Origin of the sequence: Streptomyces umbrinus, assembly GCF_030817415.1 — a bacterium.
GTDB lineage: Bacteria > Actinomycetota > Actinomycetes > Streptomycetales > Streptomycetaceae > Streptomyces > Streptomyces umbrinus_A.
Map to the genome: position 1 here is coordinate 9,932,981 of NZ_JAUSZI010000002.1, position 16,324 is coordinate 9,949,304.

Annotated in this window: 11 protein-coding genes and 1 pseudogene; 5 read left to right on the forward strand and 7 right to left on the reverse strand. The window is 66.7% G+C overall.

The annotated features are described in order from the left end of the window. Nucleotides 1-65 precede the first annotated feature (65 nt). Both QF035_RS43905 and QF035_RS43910 read left to right on the forward strand, forming a co-directional pair. Entirely contained in the window at nucleotides 66-683 is a 618-nt protein-coding gene (locus tag QF035_RS43905; protein WP_307527198.1) for a hypothetical protein, read from the forward strand. A 39-nt stretch (nucleotides 684-722) separates the two neighbouring features. Further along, nucleotides 723-1,292 (forward strand): hypothetical protein, encoded by a 570-nt coding sequence (locus tag QF035_RS43910; RefSeq protein ID WP_307527200.1) that lies wholly within the window; start codon nucleotides 723-725, stop codon nucleotides 1,290-1,292. 71 nt (nucleotides 1,293-1,363) lie between these two features. On the opposite strand, the gene QF035_RS43915 is transcribed toward QF035_RS43910, so the two are convergent. The 4 genes from QF035_RS43915 to QF035_RS43930 form a co-directional block, all read right to left on the reverse strand. Continuing rightward, nucleotides 1,364-1,843, reverse strand: coding sequence for a hypothetical protein (locus tag QF035_RS43915; protein ID WP_307527202.1), 480 nt, complete (start codon nucleotides 1,841-1,843; stop codon nucleotides 1,364-1,366). 103 nt (nucleotides 1,844-1,946) lie between these two features. Beyond that, nucleotides 1,947-5,288, reverse strand: coding sequence for a hypothetical protein (locus QF035_RS43920; protein ID WP_307527204.1), 3,342 nt, complete (start codon nucleotides 5,286-5,288; stop codon nucleotides 1,947-1,949). A 44-nt stretch (nucleotides 5,289-5,332) separates the two neighbouring features. After that, nucleotides 5,333-7,627: a hypothetical protein gene (locus QF035_RS43925; RefSeq protein WP_307527206.1), complete on the reverse strand. Its 2,295-nt coding sequence runs from the start codon at nucleotides 7,625-7,627 to the stop codon at nucleotides 5,333-5,335. Between the two features lie 51 nt (nucleotides 7,628-7,678). Further along, the gene (locus QF035_RS43930) at nucleotides 7,679-8,578 is read right to left on the reverse strand and encodes a hypothetical protein (protein WP_307527208.1); all 900 of its coding nucleotides are present in this window, start codon (nucleotides 8,576-8,578) and stop codon (nucleotides 7,679-7,681) included. A gap of 440 nt (nucleotides 8,579-9,018) precedes the next feature. Between QF035_RS43930 and QF035_RS43935 the strand changes: the two are divergent. Beyond that, nucleotides 9,019-9,444, forward strand: a pseudogene (locus QF035_RS43935) (site-specific integrase); the annotation flags it as partial. A gap of 685 nt (nucleotides 9,445-10,129) precedes the next feature. Here QF035_RS43935 and QF035_RS43945 read toward each other — a convergent pair. From QF035_RS43945 to QF035_RS43955, 3 genes are all read right to left on the reverse strand, one after another. Beyond that, on the reverse strand, nucleotides 10,130-11,155 hold the full coding sequence (locus QF035_RS43945; protein ID WP_307527210.1) for an SCO1860 family LAETG-anchored protein: 1,026 nt from the start codon (nucleotides 11,153-11,155) through the stop codon (nucleotides 10,130-10,132). A 237-nt stretch (nucleotides 11,156-11,392) separates the two neighbouring features. Further along, a complete protein-coding gene (locus QF035_RS43950) occupies nucleotides 11,393-11,551 on the reverse strand; it encodes an IS3 family transposase (RefSeq protein ID WP_307527212.1) in 159 nt (52 codons plus the stop codon). Then, nucleotides 11,548-13,182: an IS1182 family transposase gene (locus tag QF035_RS43955; protein ID WP_307527215.1), complete on the reverse strand. Its 1,635-nt coding sequence runs from the start codon at nucleotides 13,180-13,182 to the stop codon at nucleotides 11,548-11,550. The genes QF035_RS43950 and QF035_RS43955 overlap by 4 nt, the downstream gene beginning before the upstream one ends. Nucleotides 13,183-13,339: 157 nt before the next feature. Here QF035_RS43955 and QF035_RS43960 point away from each other — a divergent pair, with 157 nt between their 5' ends. Then, nucleotides 13,340-13,498, forward strand: a complete 159-nt coding sequence (locus tag QF035_RS43960; RefSeq protein ID WP_307527216.1) for an IS3 family transposase — start codon at nucleotides 13,340-13,342, stop codon at nucleotides 13,496-13,498. A 359-nt stretch (nucleotides 13,499-13,857) separates the two neighbouring features. Beyond that, on the forward strand, nucleotides 13,858-15,828 hold the full coding sequence (locus QF035_RS43965; RefSeq protein WP_307527218.1) for a sensor domain-containing diguanylate cyclase: 1,971 nt from the start codon (nucleotides 13,858-13,860) through the stop codon (nucleotides 15,826-15,828). Nucleotides 15,829-16,324 lie beyond the last annotated feature (496 nt).

The following is a 16,324-nucleotide window of genomic DNA, read 5'->3' on the forward strand; positions in this document are numbered from 1 at the left end:
GCCCGTTGTGACGGCTGAGCAGTGGGCCGCCGGGTTCCAGCAGACGCAATCACCGCGAGCCGACGATGTCCGAGTATCAGGCCGCCGTTCATGCCGGGCTGATCGCTCCCGAGCGCCGGCCTCGTGATCCGTCGATGCAGCTGATGGCCGACGGAGCCAAGCAGGTCATCAACGGTGCCCGGGACTCCTTCAACACCAAGGTCGCGCCGACCGTCGAGAACTCTGGAGCCAAGGAGTTCTCCAGCAACCGCGTTGCCCCCGCCGCGCAGAGTGCCGCGCGCTCGATGCAGCAGAGCACCTCGCGTCCGGGACTGCCCCAGCTGAGGGGGCTGGCCACCTTCATCCTTCCCGCCGCGGCGTTCCTGGCGATCATCTCGCTGTTCATGCCGGTCGCTTCAGCCATGGGCTTCTCGGTCAACTACTTCAGCGACGAGGTCGGCGACGAGGGCGGCTTCCTGCTCTTCATCATGCTCGTGGCCATCGCTGCCTCTGTCGTGGCAGCCATCCGCAAGGCGAACTGGTCCCGCGTCACCGCCGGGGTCGTGGGCATCGTCGCCGGCCTGATCGGCATGATCGACGGCTTCGGGACCATGGGCTCCGTAGCTGCAGTCCTCATCCTGCTGTCGCCGCGTCAGACGCCTACGATTCCGCCGATGCCACCAGCCCAGCCTCCACAGAGCTGACCCAAACCGACTTTCCAGAATGAACGAAGGTAGAACACCATGAACTCCACCAGGACCGCACGTGCGACGCGGACCAGGATCGCCGTGTCCGCCGCGGCCCTGGCCGCGGGTGCTCTCATGCTCACCGCCTGCGGCGGGAGCAGCGATGCTGCTTCCTCGCAGAGCCCCAGCAGCAGCCAGGCCTCCAGCTTCGACGGTGCCTACATCTCCATCACCGACGGGGCGCGCGGCGGCATCGCAGCCGTCGAAGGCCACAAGATCACGTACATCAACGTCACCGCTGGCGACCAGCAGTGCCAGCTGACCACGAAGGCCCTCGACGACATCAAGCACGGCTCGATCGTCAAGGACGGCAAGACCGACAAGGATCAGTATCAGGTTCTCTCGACCGGCACGATCAACGACAGCCGGACCAGTGTGCTCTGGGACGACGTCAACGGCTCCGACCAGACAGGCACTGACCCGGGATCCGGCTCGATCTCGATGTCGAACAGCATGATCACGCTCGGGTACACCTTCGCCTATTCGATCGACCAGGTCCAGCTCATCCCCGCCGACAGCGACCAGGCGAAGGCTTTGATGGCCAAGGACTGCAACCAGCACAGCTGATGCCGCACCACCCAGGCAGCACAGAACCCCGTGGACATCACGTCCACGGGGTTCTGTCTTCTCCCTGACACCTACTCCTGGAGCTGCAGCGCCCGGTACTCCTCAATCGTCTCCGGTGGCCGGCCGTACTTCGGCGCGTGCTGCTCGACGAAATCCAGCTCAGCCCACGCTGCCGACTGCCGGATCCTCGACCGCGTCAGCACGACGAACACCGTTGCACTGATGGCGATGTTGAGCAGACACCACCCAGCCAGCAACGCCGTCAGCACCACAGGCAGACCGTCCTCGATCGCCATGGTGACCAGAACGACCAAGCCTGCGCTGTTGATCAAGAGACTGGCCACGTACCCCTCGAACGTGCCGGACAGGCGCGCCAGAGTGCGCGGCTCGTCGCGATGCCGCACAGCGCGCTTCATCTCACCGACGAACACCACGGTGGCCACGGCCGCCGCAGTGCTCAATGCCAGGTCGCGGATCCCGGTGATCCACCATCGCGCCGAGCGACACCAGCCGCGCGGGAACTCGCCGCGAAGCCTCGATCCGAGCCTCATGCTCTTCCCCTTCTCCTCCTGCCGCGCAAAAGACGACGCACCCGATGAGGACGATCGCAATGGTCGTTCTCACCGGGTGCGTCAGCCCTCCACGCTCGCCCGATCAGTCCTGCGGCTTCTCGCGCCGGCCCTGGCGAAGACCACTGGCCGGCCGCTGCTGCGGCTCCGGAGTCTCCACGCTCTGAGGGGCCGGATCGGCAGCCCGGCGCGGACGGGGACGAGGGGGACGAGGACGCGGAACCGGAGTCTGCCGCGGCGAAGGAGCCGGTGCAGGAGCCGACGTCTGCGGAGCCTGAGCCCGCGGGGCGGGCGCCTGGCGCGGCGTCGGCGTCGACGCCTGGATCGCACCCGGCTGACGCGCTGCCTGCGTCCGAGCCGGAGTCTGACCCGAAACCGGAGCGGCCACGGGACGAGGAGCCGACGTTCCGGCTTCCAGCTGCCTCGGAGCCGGGGTGCCCTGAGCGGAGCGCGTCGGACGTGTGCTCGGCGAGGCCGGCTGCTCGGAAGCAGGGACAGGCACAAGCCCCGGAGTGGCTCCGCCGCTGAAGCGTTGCGGTGCAGCCTGCTGGTTGCTGCCCTGCTGGCTCTGCGCACCCTGGGCACCCATGCCGAACTGCGCCGGGCCCGTCTGACCGGCGACGGCCTTACGGCCTCCGCTGGTCGGAACAGAACCAGCGCTGTCAGCGCTGCTCTGCCCCTGAGCACCACCGCGAGAGCTCGACGGCTCCGTGGACGAGGCCAGAACCTCGCCGGGGATGACCCTGTTGCCGTCCGAGGCGTACCCAAGGTTCGACAGGCCGCCCCGGTTGCTCAGATTCTGTGCCGTCTGCTTGTCCGAGTGCGAGCTGCCTGCTCCACCACTTGTCAGCTGCAGCGGACCGCCCTTGTCGTCGGGACCGTCGCCCTGGCCGGACGCGCCCAGGGCACCAGCAGGACCGCTGCCGCCACCGGAGCCACCGCTGCCAGGACCACCGTCCGCCGGGCTCTTCGGATCGCCCGGGCCACCCTCGCCGCCGCCCTCCAGGGCCAGCGCCTGCTTGCCCGCGGTCAGCGCCGCGGTGTCGCCGTTCGTGCCGCCGGCGTTCGTCGACGCCGTCTTGCCCGTCGGCTTGCCCGTGCTCGGAGACGCCGGGCCGCTGGTCTTGCTGTTGAACCCGTTGGCGAGCTTGTTGCCCATGGCCATACCCGCGCCGGCCCCTGCACCTGCGGCCAGAGCAGGCATCAGCCCGCCCTTGTCCGGCTTCGGCGTGGTGTTGGTCTCCAGGAACTTGTCCACGAGCTTGGTGACCACCTCGTCCATCGCCTGCAGCACCGTCTTGCGGACCCGCAACAGAGCGAAGGTGATGCCCATGATCAGCAGCGACGAGATGAACGTCAGGATCACTACGATGATCCCGCCGAGCGCGGCGCTGCCCCACAGGCCGCCCGGGCTCATGAAGCTCGACACGGGTCCGGCCATGATGTCCGGGACCGAGATCAGGAACTCCGAGACGAACTGGTAGATGAACAGCGTGACGAGGACCTCCAGGATCAGCGCCATGGAGTAGACGATCACCTTGGCGATCGCGGCCATCGCGCCCAATGTCGCGAACGGCACGGCCGCTACGAGGCCGAAAATCCGCTTGACCGAGCCGACCAGCATGCCGATGGCGTACCAGAAGCCGAGCAGGACGATGGAACCCAGGACCGTGGCTGTGTTGGACCAGTACATAAACTTCGCCGGACCCGTGCCCACCTGGCTGACGGCCATGTGGTTCTCGCGGGTGAAGCCGGACGTGGCGTTGTTCGAGCTGTACATGTTCAGCGAGCTGGGGCTGAACCCGGTGTTGAGGTAGTTGTACGCCGCCAGGGGAGACAGGTTGCACGAGGAGGGCGTCTTACCCACCGTGAAGCCGCAGCCGGCCTTTGCCCCCGTCGTCGTGAAGACCGTCGAGTCCTTGCCGGGACGAGAGGAGGTCAGGCCCGTGCCATCGGTCGAGATCACCGGGTGATCGTCCGGCTTCGGCCCCTTCTCCTCACCGAACCCCTCCACGTCGCCGTAGCTGTCCTTGTCGACGAACCAGCTCTTCTTGACATCCGCGCTCTCGTCCAGCTGAGTGATCGAGCTCTTGATCCCCGACTCGAAGTCGGAAGCTGCGATCTCGTTGCTGCCGATGTACTTGCCGATGATCCCGAAGGTCGAGAACACCGCCTTGAAGTCATCCGACGCACCGGTGCCGACGGAGACCGTGCCGTCCTTCCAGGCCGACTCGGCGTCGTTGGCCTTCGTGCCGATGCTGAGGCCGTTGAACGTCGCTCCGTGGGACTGCTTGTTGATCGCCAGCGCGCTCGTGCGCACCGACATCATCGCGTCGGAGCTGGCCTGGTCGCCGTTCCAGGAGACAGTGGCCTGGTCCGGGATTCCGAGGCGGTCGTTCATCATCCACGCCTCGAAGTCGACGTAGGTGCTCAGCACGACGCGCGTCGGACCGGCATGCTGGCCGAGAACCGAGTTGTCGAACTTGTCGAGCACGCTGGTGTACATCGATCCGATGAGCGGCAGACCGACGCCGATGAAGACGACGCGCACGATCAGCTTCTTGATCGCCGAACCCCGGTCCATCTTCTTGAACATGACCAGGCCGATGAGCAGGAAGCCGATGAAGATCGGTACCAGCGCCTGCCACGCGATATCGACGAGCAGGCCGTACCAGCCGCTGATCCAGTGCTGCAGACCCGAGAGCGCGCCGCCTCCGGTGTCACCTCCCGTCATACCCTCGGCAAGAGTCGGATTGACCGCCGCGACCGCGCTGTAGAACCACATGAAGGGGTTGATGAGCTTCAGGAACTGGAGGATGACGTAGAACAGCGTGCCGACCGCCAGCGCCAGGGCGTAGAGGACCCAGATGATGGAGCCTGCGATCACGCTCACGATCTGGCCGCCGATGCCCGAGGACATCGTGTCCAGGCCAAGGTCGTTGTTGGCCGCTCCGAAGTGCGCGTAGTCGAGCATGCCCGAGTACTTCGCGTTGCCCTTGTCGTCTTTCGCTGCCAGGGTCTCGTACGTGACGGTCTGCGAGGACCCCGAGACCTCGGCGAAGAACCAGCCCACGATGTTGCCCAGGCTGAACTCCGAGTCGGCGTAGCCGAGCATGGAACCGCCCGCAGCAGGACTGCTCGTGACCGGCTTCCAGTTCTCGTGCATGCCTTTGTCGTTGGACGGCGAGTTCTTCTCGCTGAAGTACGAGCTCGCATTCGAAGCCAGCTGGTAGAGGCTGTAGTTGTCGCGCTCCTTCTGGTCGTCCGCGGACGCCGGCGAAGAAGTCGCCATCATGAGGACCGGAACGAACAGCGCGGCCAGGAGCACGAGGGCGAGCCCGCGCACGAGCCTGCCCTGGCGGGCTCTGCCACCGCCATGGCCGGCCCAGGCACGCAGCCGCGCCACCGCCGTGATCGTCCCGTTCATCGCCTCTCCCCTACTCCTCGCCCTCGTATCAGTGCTGACCTCGCTCACGCCTTGACCAGCTTCTTCGGCTTGGGCTTCCTCGCTGGCCGCGTCGCGCCGTCCTCGGGCTGCTGCAGGCTCTTCTTGGCGTCGCGGTGCTTGCCGCCGTCGCTCTGGCCCGCGTCAGCCTCGCCGTCGCCGCCCTCGCTGTGCTTCCGGATGCTGGTGAGGTTCGCGCCCGGTGCAGGCTTGTCGTGCATGATCGCGTCCATCCGCGCCGCCTCTTCGGCCCTGGCCGCCTCCAGGTGGACCTGCCTGCGCTGGGCCTCGCGGTAGGGGTTGATCCCCAGTGCCAGGTCCAGGTGGAAGACCACGTTGGAGACGCCCCGGCGCAGGTACGTGAGGTTCTCGCCCTTGGTCGTGATGAGCTGGGCGAGATCCGGCGGAATCCGCTGGTGCAGCTGCTTCTGGTACTCCACCACCGCACCGTCGCGCATCGGGCCGAAGAGCGTGTAGTCCGCGGCGTCGAACTTGTTGAAGTCGCTGTCGGCCAGCATCTTGTCGACGTCGTTGTAGCTGTAGACCACCCGGCCGCCGCGCTCGTGCATATGGTCGAACTGGTCCTTGATGTACTTCTTCACCCGGTCGTCGATGCGCTCGGTCCCGTGGATGATCACCGTGTCGCCGAGCCCCAGCTTGCCGACGGCGAAACCGACGATGTTCACCAGCTGCGCCATCGCCACGCCCTTGCCGCGGCGCATGAGCCGCGAGAAGTCGTAGACCACGCGCCGCGAATCCCGGACCCCGTCCACGGCCGAGGCCGTGTGGTTGTTGAACAGGTCGCCGTTGGTGCTCAGCAGCGCGTTGGCGATGCCTCTGAGCACGTTGTAGGCGCGCAGCTGGTCCGGGTCGGTCTTGCTGGAGTTCAGCAGTGTCTTGTGCGCGGTTGCCACGTAGGAGACGAACATCTGAAGACGCGGCACCTGGGTGTGCGGGATGTTCACCACGCGCAGGCGGTGACGCTGCTCCTTGGCGTTGTGCCGCCACATGCCCTGTTCGATGTAGAAGTCGGTCGCGGTGTCTTCGAGGGCGCTGCGGATGATCGAGCCGATCGCTCCGTCGCTGGTCTCGTAGAGCTGCTCGAACATCAGCTTGAGCTTCTCCATCTGGGCGGAGAAGACCGTAAGCTCGTCCTCCTCCTCGCCGAACATCTCGAACATGTTCACGTCGCCCTGATTCAGGTCCACGCGCGAGGTGAGCCGCTCGAACTTCGGGCCGAGCTTGTCGAGGTTCGCTCCGTCGAGGATGAGGTGGACGACCTGGCCGTTGTTCAGCAGCGCCGCCTGCGAGATCTTCGAGCACCACATGTTGGTCACCCGCTGGCGGTCGAGGTACTCGCTGAGCGTGGCGTCGGCGACGATCGCGTGGTGGTCGTAGGCGTTGACGTCCATGAGCACGGCGCTGTTGTTGACATCGCCGACCATGTAGCCGACGTACTCGCCACCTCGGTCGTTGAGGCCATTGGTCACCAGCGAGTACGAGCCGGCCAGCTCGGTCGAGGTGAAGTGGAAGCCCTTGCCCTTCTTCTTCTCGTTGTTCTTCCACAGGCCCGAGAGCTCCTGACGCTGCTCGCCGGCGTAGGGCGCAGCCTTCAGCGTGCCGAATCGGTCGATGTACAGACGCGTGACCCGGTCGATCGTGTCGTCCAGGGCCGCCAGATCGGGGGCCTTGAGGAAGAGCCGGTTGTGCACCGAGAGGTAGCTCGCACCGTCCTGGATCTCGCCGATCGTGATCCCGAGGTCACCGGAGATCTTCGCGGCCTTGCGCTTGGAGGAGGTCGTGCCCGTCTCCTCCTGCTCGTACGCATCCAGCCGGTCCAGCTTCTCCGACTGCTTGGTGTACGAGTCGATCCACTTCTCATCCATCCGCTTGACCTGCTCAAGCACGACGGCGGTGACCCGCTCGTCCAGGCCGTCCGGGATCCGGTCGATACCCCAGAAGGCGGCGAAGTTGTCGTGCGCGGCGTCGCCGTGGAAGTACGCCAGGATGCAGGCGACCGCGCCGTCGACCTCGAAGTAGTCGGAGCGGAAGAGGTACTTCTCCTTCGGCTTCAGCGCGAGCAGGTGAGGGTAGGCGTCGAACGTGCCCTGGAGGTGCTTCACTTCCCGGCGGCGCTGCCACCAGTTCTTCTTCGGCTCGGCGGCCTCATCGGCTGCGCCGTCCGCCGGCGCAGCGCCCTGCACGCCCTCAGCCTGAGCAGCACCGTCCGCGCGCGGATCATCGACCACAAGCTCCGCGGTCTCATTCGTCTCGGCAGGCTTCTTTCCCGGAATGCCGAGCTGTGCCCGGACTTTCGTCATCAGCGCCATGGTGTCCTTCGTTCCTCGTCGTGGTGGTCGGCCTGGCGCTGGTCAGTTCAGCGACGCCTTGAGACTGAGCAGTTCGTCGTCGATGCCCTGGTAGAAGACCCGGAGCATCGGCAGGGCCTCCTCGCGGTCGAGCATCGTGGCTTCCTTGATCATCAGAGTGGAGCCGCCGACCTCGGCCTGGAGGACCTGGTGCCCCTTGCGCAGTGCGTCGGCGTTCTTGCCCTTGAGCAGCAGGTACTGATGGATGGAGGTGAACTTCCCGCCCACGTGCTGCGTGAGAATGTCGTACTGCTCGTTCTGCAGCTCGATCAGATCGGGATCGCGGACCTGCAGGGCCTGGTTGCGCCGTTCCAGGTTCGCCACCTGGTGGTAGATCCGCTGCGGCTCCTTCGTTGTGATGAAGCTGTGCTCGCAGGCCGTCTCGACCTTGCGCCAGAAGGAGTCGACCCGATCGAGGATCCCGACCCGGTCCTCGTCGAAGAGCAGATAGCTCGCCGAGCCGACGACCAGGTAGACCTGGCCTTCACTGCCGTCGGAGAAGCGGATCAGCCCGTCCTCGTCGATCCCGTCGATGCCGACGATCGAGTAGAAGTCCGTGGGGTTCGAGCTGCGGCGCGTAAAGACGTGACGGGCCTTCGGCGGCAGGTAAGCCAGGAAGGCCGGCACGCGCATGATGCGCAGCTCCTTCGTCTTCATCAGCCCGCCGAAGTAGGCGATCGCCGCCAGTCCCCAAAGAACGAAGAACGTGATGGCGACTGGGCCCGAGCTCGCGACGAACGTCGACGTGCTGAACCACAGCAGGGCGAGGATGCCGCCGCCGAAGAAGAGCAGCTGCTTGATCGGGGAGGGCTTGGCCGCCCAACCTCCCTTGCTCAGCGTGATCTCGTGGTCGAGGAAGCTCCTGTTCAGCGAACTCGGCACCTTATAGGACAGTTTCGCCATGAATCTCTCGTCTCCCCCTGCGACCGTAATGGTCATTGATCGGCCTACTCAAAAGCCCTCATGTGCGAGGCGCGTAGAGGGCATTCTATCTTGGATAGGTCATTTGAATCGAGGTCGAAAGGGTCTTGAATGGTGACTCCTGATGGCTCGGACTGGCGAGTCCGAGCCGTCAGGCGTCGTCTGAGCGGCTGACAGATCAGTTGCGCCGCGGGAGCAGAGGCGCTCAGCTCATCGCTACCGCCTCGAAGCGCGGAACGTCGTCGCCCAGGTCGAGTACATCGTCACTGGTGGGCGGCTGACGGGGCGTCGGTCACGGGGCCGGTCTGAAGTTGTCCCGCAGATAGCGCCCCATTATCTGCGGCATCGCCGATCATGACCTGCGGCGATGACTTCGGGCCGCGACATGAGGCGGCCCCGTTATCTGTGGCAAGGGGGAAGCGGTGCCCGCTGTCGTACGACTGCCTGTCGGAAAGGCGCTCACCGTCCGCGCGGCGGCCGACGTGTTCCTCGACTCGCTCGGCAACCCGAACACGGTCCGCAACTACGGGATCGGGGTGGGCAAGACCGCCGAGCGGATCGGCGAGGACCGGCCGCTGGGGTCGGTCGCGGACGACGAGATCGGCGAGGCCCTCGAACTGCTGTGGGGCGAGGCCGCGGTCAACGCCTGGAACGCCCGGCGGGCGTCGGTGCTGTCCTGGCTCGGCTGGTGCGGCGAGCGCGGGTACGACGGCCCGTCGGTCCCGGCCTGGGCGAAGCGGATGACTCCGCCGGACTCGCAAACCCCGGCCCGCTCGAAGATGGCGATCGACCGGCTGATCGCCCGGCGCGAGGTCCACCTCCGGGAGAAGACCCTGTGGCGGATGCTCTAAGAGACGTCCGGGCGGACTCTACGAAACTCGGGGCAGCTCACTGGCGGCGCAGCCTAGCTCGTCAACCGCGCGACCTACCAGCACGGTGCGGTCAACTCGGCTCTCGTACGGCCGCCACCTGGCCCGGCGGCACGGTGACCGTGCCGCCCTCGACCGGCTTGCCCGTCAGCAGTTCGACGGCTCCGGCCGTCGCGACGGGAACCTCTGGGAGCAGAGGTTCCCGTCGCGACGGGAACCTCTGCTCCCCGGCCGATGTGGTCGATGAGGAACAGGTAGTCGGCGTCCTCGGCTGCGGTGTACCGCCGCCTCCCCACCCGGCGGCGTCTTGCGTACCGGCTCCACGCCCGCCTCCGTCCGGATGCGGTCGAGGAGGGCGGCCAGGGTCGTCGGGTCCGGGTGGGTGGCCAGGTATCAGGTGGTGCCCGTGCACTTCGCGTTCCTCGTCACCGCCGGGACGCCGACGCCGGTCAGCGGTCCGGACGTCGACGTGACGGCCTGCGCGCCTTCCAAGCTGACTCTCAGGGGGACGGCGATTGTTGCAAACGGCCAGGGCCGCTCCTCGCCGCGCTTGCTTGGTCCTCGAAGTGAGTGGGGAGCGAAATCGCAGCCGCGGGTCCGGGCTGTGATGGGGTTCAACGAGGTCCGGCCCCGAGCGGGAGCGCCGCCAGCGACCGGTCCCGCGTCAGTTGTTCTGAGTGGTGCGGCGTCGACGCATCAGGTACACGGCCGCGGCGCCACCGAGGATGAGCGCCCCGCCCGCGCCGGCGATGACGGGTGTGGCGGAGTTGCCGCCGGTCTCAGCCAGGTTCAAGCCGTCGTCGCCGGTCTGGGTGTTGGGCTGATTGCCCGCGGCGACAGCGTTCTCGGCGTTCTCGGCACTCTTCGAGCCGGCGGACTCGGCGGAGGACTGGCCGTCGGACGAGCCGCCTTCGGCCACGCCGCTGCCGGATCCGTCACCGTGCGAACCGTTACCGTCCGAACCATCATGGTCGGCGCCGGAGGCGCCCGGCATCGCGCAGGTGGCCTCGGCGAGCACGATCTCCCCGGATGCCTTCACCACGCCCAGCTTGGCTGGGGTCACTGTGTACTTCAGCCGAAGCGCGGTGGCGGCCCCGGTGCTGTCCGTCGTGGTCGCGTTCTCCAGGACGAGGTCAACGGTGCCGACGCCCGGCACCTCGACGTGCTGGTCACCGGGCCCGTTGACAGGGATCGGCTTGCCCAGGACGGTCACGTTGTCCGCCAGCGCGGCCTTCGCGGTCGGCTTCTTGCCCGTCTCGCAGGAGGCCGTGGCCTTCAGAAGGTCAGCGCTCACCAGCGGGTTGTCGGGCAGGCCGGGTGCGTAGGCTCGTAGGCCGACGAGCTTGACGTCGCCCACCGACCGGTGCGCGTCCGCTGCGACGCTGGAATGCGCGACCTTGGCCTTGACCAGCGTTGTGGGCTGCCCCTTGTTCGCACCGTTCACCTCGGCGGTGAGCAGCGTCTGCTGCGCGTCCCCGGGCGCGCTCAGGTCGCTGAGTGCCTCTTTCACCGCAACGTCGCCGACGCCCTCCACGGAGATGCCGAGGTCGGCGCGCGCCGCGACGGCGGTCGCCTTGCCGGCGGAGCCGGAGTGTTCGTCCGCGGGTACGGCATAGGCCGGGCCGACGGACAGTGCGCCGCCGATCGCCAGAGCCGAGACGCTCAGGAGAGCGGCTGGGCGTGCGGGCATGCTGAAGACATTCGTGTACAACTGAGAAACCCCCACAGAGACATGGAGCCGTCGGCGCTACGGTGCTCGCTGCAGCGTGTCCGCCGACGACCTCGACCCGCAGATCATGGCCTCACCGATGCCGGTCGTGCGACAATCCGACAGCCGATCACCCCAACGTGCGGTTTCCTCACCCACTCCTTGCCTACCGCGCAACTTCTGGGCCTGCTAACTCGTTGCCGTCAACCGGCCCCGGCCCTAACGCCGTTCTGCATGGACAGTGGTCGACCGCGTCGCTGTTGCCTGGTCGGCGTAGTGCTTCTCCTCGAACTCGACCGGGCTGAGGTAGCCGAGCCGTTTCTGGATGCGCCGGGAGTTGTAGAAGCCGTCGATGACCCTGTTGCCTAATTGATTCATGCTGCGAGGTCGAGGGCTGCCAGTCGCGAAGTAAGGGTGCGAGCGAGTGGGATTTCGTTCCACCAGGCATCGAGGCGGATCAGGTTGACAGCAGTAGCTGTGAGCACGTGCGCGAGGTGAGTCTTGGCCAAGCCCACGTAGCGGGTCCGGCGGACTCCGGCAGTCGCGACGGCCTGGTGGATGGTGCCTTCCACCCCTGCTCGGGCTGCGTAGCGTTGCTTCCACTCGTCCGTGGACTGCTCGGCGCGAACGCGTTCGAGCACCGCGTCCTGGTCCTGTGGGCGGACGGTCAACTGCCGTCCGTACTGGGTGGAGCGGGTGCACTGATCACGTGCGGGGCAGGGTGCGCAGGTGGCGGTCGCGAAGCGGATGCGGATCGCATCCCGGCCGTTGTTGTCCACGCCTTCTGTCCAGTACCTGCTCGTGGCACCGGTCGGGCAGACGGCTTGCCTGGCCTGCCAGTTGATGGCGAAGGCGGTCTTGCCGAAGCCGCCGCCCCGGGCCGCCTGCCGGGTGTTGTTCGACCGCACCGGCCCAGTGACGGTGACACCACGGGAGACCGGTGCGGTCAGCAGCAGCTCGGCGGAGGTGTACCCGGCATCCAGCAGGTGCTCCGCCGGCAGGAGACCCCTACTGGTGAGACGGTCGTGGACTTCATCGACGACCATCGCGTCGTTGACCGTGGCGTCGGTCGTGACGACGTGGGTGATCAGGTGCGGGCGCTGTGACTGTTTGGGGTCGTCACAGCTCTCGCTGACGTGGATCTTGTAGCCGACCCAGGCGGATCCGCGTTTCTTCGCGTACCGGGCATCGGGGTCATAGGGCGAGGCGATCAGCACTCTGCTCGGCGGGAGATCGTCCTTCCCCCGCCAGGCCACCTCCTCTTCACCGTCGGCGACAGCGCGGGTGAACTGCTGCACCCACACGGTGCGCAGGACTGTCACGGCGGGCACCTGACGCAGCCATGTCGGCGCCTTCGGCGTGAAGACGGCTTCGAGCAGGCGGTAACCGTCGGCGGCGATCTGCCGGGCGAGTTCACGCCGCTCCTGCTCCTCCGTCGGCAACCGGTAGGCATCGACCCTGGCTCCGTACCGTTCCTGCCAGGCGGGGTCCATCGACGTGCGCATCCAGTCCGGCGCCGCGGCGGCGAGTGCTTCCAGCGCGGCCCGCAGTGTCTCCCCGACAAACTCCAGGCGGTTGAGGGACCGCACTGCGGCCAGGACGTGTGTCGAGTCGGTGCGCTGCCGTCCGCCGGAGGCGACCAGTCCCATCCCGGTGAGCCGCTCCAGCAGCAGGTCCAGGATCTTCTCCTCAAGACGGTGCGCGAGTAGCCGGTCCCGGAATCCGGTCAGCACGGTGTGGTCGAAGCCGGGATCGGTCAACTCCAGACCCAGCAGGTACTTCACGTCGATCCTGGCCCGTACCGCGTGTGCTGCCTGGCGATCGGTCAGGTTCTCGGCGAACTGCAGGATGCTGACCAGCGCCAGCTGGCCAGGCGAGACGCCAGGGCGCCCTCGGACCCCGAAAGCCTCCTTGAACTCCTCGTCCGCGAACAGCGGGCCGAGGCTGTCACGGATCCTCATCGCCAGACAGCCCTTGGGGAAGGCAGCACGCGCCACGTCCCGCGTCACCGCGGGCACCTCCGCCCTTGAGTCCGGCCGCATAGACACCGCACCACCCCCAGTCCTCGCGGCCGGGGGCCCCGGTTTCACACCCTCGAACCGCTCTGCACCACACACTTCAGGAGGGGCATGTCACGCGACCGATGATTGCGTCAAAGTCACCCAATTGGGCAACAGGGTCATCGACGGCTTCTACAACTCCCGGCGCATCCAGAAACGGCTCGGCTACCTCAGCCCGGTCGAGTTCGAGGAGAAGCACTACGCCGACCAGGCAACGACCGAACGAACGAACCTGAAATCCCGTCAACCCGCCCTGACCAGCTGATCAGCACCTCCCGCACACCGGGGGAAGTTCAGTATTGCCAAGCTGCGCGACGGCCGCGGCCCGGCCGGTCCTGCGCGCACCGGACTTCGAATAGCAACTGGCAGGGTGTCAGCCCATAGGGGCAAATCAGTTCTTCAGGTGAACTTACCACCTTTCACGGGGATATCCGTTAGACATCCTCTTATCCTCTTCTCGACTGGAGCAGACCGGACACGGTGTGCCTGCCCTCCTTGGGCTTGATGACTGTCGGGGGTTGCGTGAGGCTGGGCAAGGCCGGCTGGTGGGGCTGGTTGCACGCTGTTCGTATCGGCTGGCCATCGGCAGCCGGTGGGCGGGGCAGGACTTCGTGGCTGGGATGTGTGCTTGCCGCCGCAGTGAGTGCGGGCGCGGCAGCGGCGCTGTTCATCCCGGCCGTTGCGGGAGTGCCGGCTGCGTATGGTCTGGCCGTCCTGTCCCTGCTTGGGCGTGCCAGGGCGGCCGCCGGACGGGTGCGTCTTCGCCTCGTACTCTTTGCGGGTTCTGCGGCAGCGGGTGGCCTTCACCATCTCGTGGTCGGTCACCTTTCTTCCTCTCGAGGGGAGTCCGCTGGTGGCGTCCACTTCGTCCTCCAGCTGCTGGCGGTCGCCGGAATCGTCTTGTCTCTGGTGGTGGCGGTCGCCGGACTGGTGCTCGCAGTTGCAGCCCGCGGCACGACGCTGATCTGGCTGCGGCGAGTCCTGGACGGATGGGTGATCGCCGGCTCCCTGCTCACTCTGGGCTGGGTGCTGCTGCTGCATCGCGCCGACCGAAGCGGCGATGCGTTCGGTTCTTTGCAGGATCTGGCACGCGTGGTGACGGACATCGTGGTCTTCGGACTTCTGGTGGCACTGCGTTTCGCACTGAAGCGTCATGAGCGCACATCGACAACGGTGGGTGCCCTGGCCCTCGTCGCTTTGTCTGCAGGCGACATGCTGCGCATCCTCATGCCGGCCCCCGGCACCTGGTACGGCATTCCTTGCGCGGCGGCCTGCTCGATCACTGGTCTGTTCCTCATCGCCGTGACTCCATGGCTGCCCGGAGGCACCAGCGTCGTGGACGTCGGCCAGCACCTCATGCCCGTCGTCGCAGTCGTGGCCGCTTTCGTGCCCGTGGCCGTCTGCGCCCTGGCCCTGGCAGCCCACACCATGGTCGGCGGCCACACTGACATGACCCTCATGGTCCTGGCAGGCTCGCTGCTTGTCGCGCTTGGTATCCGGCAAGGCATCATCCACGCCGATCACCTTCATATCACCCGCGAAGCCACCACCCGGGAGGCGCTTTACCGCACCCTGGTCGACGGCACTCGCGACGTGATCACCATCGTCAGCCCGGACGGCCGCGTCCGCTTCGTCAGTCCTGCCGCCCACCACGTCTTCGGCTACCAGCCCGAAGACCTGATCGGCGCCCGCCTGCCCCTGCACTGCCACCCCGACGACGTGACGCCGCTGATGCAAGCAGTCGAGGCGCTGCAGCAGGAAGCCGCATCAGGTATCCGAGGCCCGGGCCGCCGCGTGTCCTGCCGGGTCCGCCACGCCGACGGACGTTGGCGTCACGTCGAATCGACAGTCAGCCACCACACCGAGGGAATGATCTTCAGCAGTCGCGATGTGACCGAACGGCTCGCCCTGCAGGAACAACTCGAGCACCTGGCCTTCCACGACGCGCTCACCGGACTGCCCAACCGGGCCCTCTTCGCCGACCGAGTCGCGCACGCCCTGCGGAAACGGACCACTCGCACAGCCCCACCCACAGTGCTCTTCGTGGATCTGGACGGCTTCAAGGCCGTCAACGACTCGGCCGGACACGCGGTCGGCGACGCTCTCCTGGTCCACGCCGCTCGTCGGCTCCAGGCATCCGTACGGGCCGAAGACACCGTAGCCCGCCTCGGCGGTGACGAGTTCGCCGCCCTTTTGGAGGGAGAGGCCGGGACACACCCCTCCCGTGCCAGAGACGTCGCCGAGCGAATCCTGTCCGCCCTGGCACAACCCTACGAGATCGCCGGCAAGGAGGCGCTCGTCTCGGCCTCCATCGGCATGACAGTAGCCCTCCCCGGCGTCACACCGGACGAACTCCTCCACCAAGCCGACAAAGCCATGTACGAGGCCAAAAGAGCAGGCAAAGCACGCATCCGTATGCACACCCCCCAACCCCACCAAAACCGCCACAGTCCATCACCCGAGGCCCAACGGGCGGCCATTCCCCTCCAGGAGTCAGACGAACCGGCCGCGCAAGACCCGCCATCAGCCCATCAAGACGACCGCAGCACCCCCCATCGCGTGGAGACCGGGGCTTCCACACAACGAACACCATGACGCGCTCTACCTAACACCCCCGCTGGCGGCACCCTGCGACCCCTACGCGACCCGGACGCGGCCCAGCCCGACGACGATGAGGACGCTGTGAGATGAGCTGGGCGGTAGCGGGCAAAACCGCTCCTGAGTCGCGGCGCAGATGAAGCCGCCGGCATCCGCCTTGCCAGCGGGGGGACCCTCAGAGTCGAGGACAAGAACGGGGGATACCTACCTGGTGCCGGAATCGCCGAACGCCGAGCATCGAGGGATGCCGAACCTCAATCGCCCGCTCCTTATGGGTAACACGGATGAGACGCCCGCGGACTCGGCTGCACTCAGCCCCTCGCAAGCCAATGCCACGTAGTTAAGAAACAGCGAGGATTTTGATGTTGGGCGGGTCGGAGTGGTGGATGGTGGTTTCGGTGGGTTGCTTCTTTCTGTAGGCGTGGACGTGGACACGTTTGACGGCTCGTGGGCTGGTGCGGTGGCGTCGGCGCGGGTTGGGCCTCTCCAGGAT

Coding starts and splice junctions, on each gene's coding strand:
- QF035_RS43945 (WP_307527210.1), bottom strand. CDS start 11,155: ATGCCCGCACGCCCAGCCGCTCTCCTGAGCGTCTCGGCTCTGGCGATC.
- QF035_RS43925 (WP_307527206.1), bottom strand. CDS start 7,627: ATGACGAAAGTCCGGGCACAGCTCGGCATTCCGGGAAAGAAGCCTGCC.
- QF035_RS43905 (WP_307527198.1), top strand. CDS start 66: ATGTCCGAGTATCAGGCCGCCGTTCATGCCGGGCTGATCGCTCCCGAG.
- QF035_RS43915 (WP_307527202.1), bottom strand. CDS start 1,843: ATGAGGCTCGGATCGAGGCTTCGCGGCGAGTTCCCGCGCGGCTGGTGT.
- QF035_RS43910 (WP_307527200.1), top strand. CDS start 723: ATGAACTCCACCAGGACCGCACGTGCGACGCGGACCAGGATCGCCGTG.
- QF035_RS43950 (WP_307527212.1), bottom strand. CDS start 11,551: ATGAATCAATTAGGCAACAGGGTCATCGACGGCTTCTACAACTCCCGG.
- QF035_RS43930 (WP_307527208.1), bottom strand. CDS start 8,578: ATGGCGAAACTGTCCTATAAGGTGCCGAGTTCGCTGAACAGGAGCTTC.
- QF035_RS43920 (WP_307527204.1), bottom strand. CDS start 5,288: ATGAACGGGACGATCACGGCGGTGGCGCGGCTGCGTGCCTGGGCCGGC.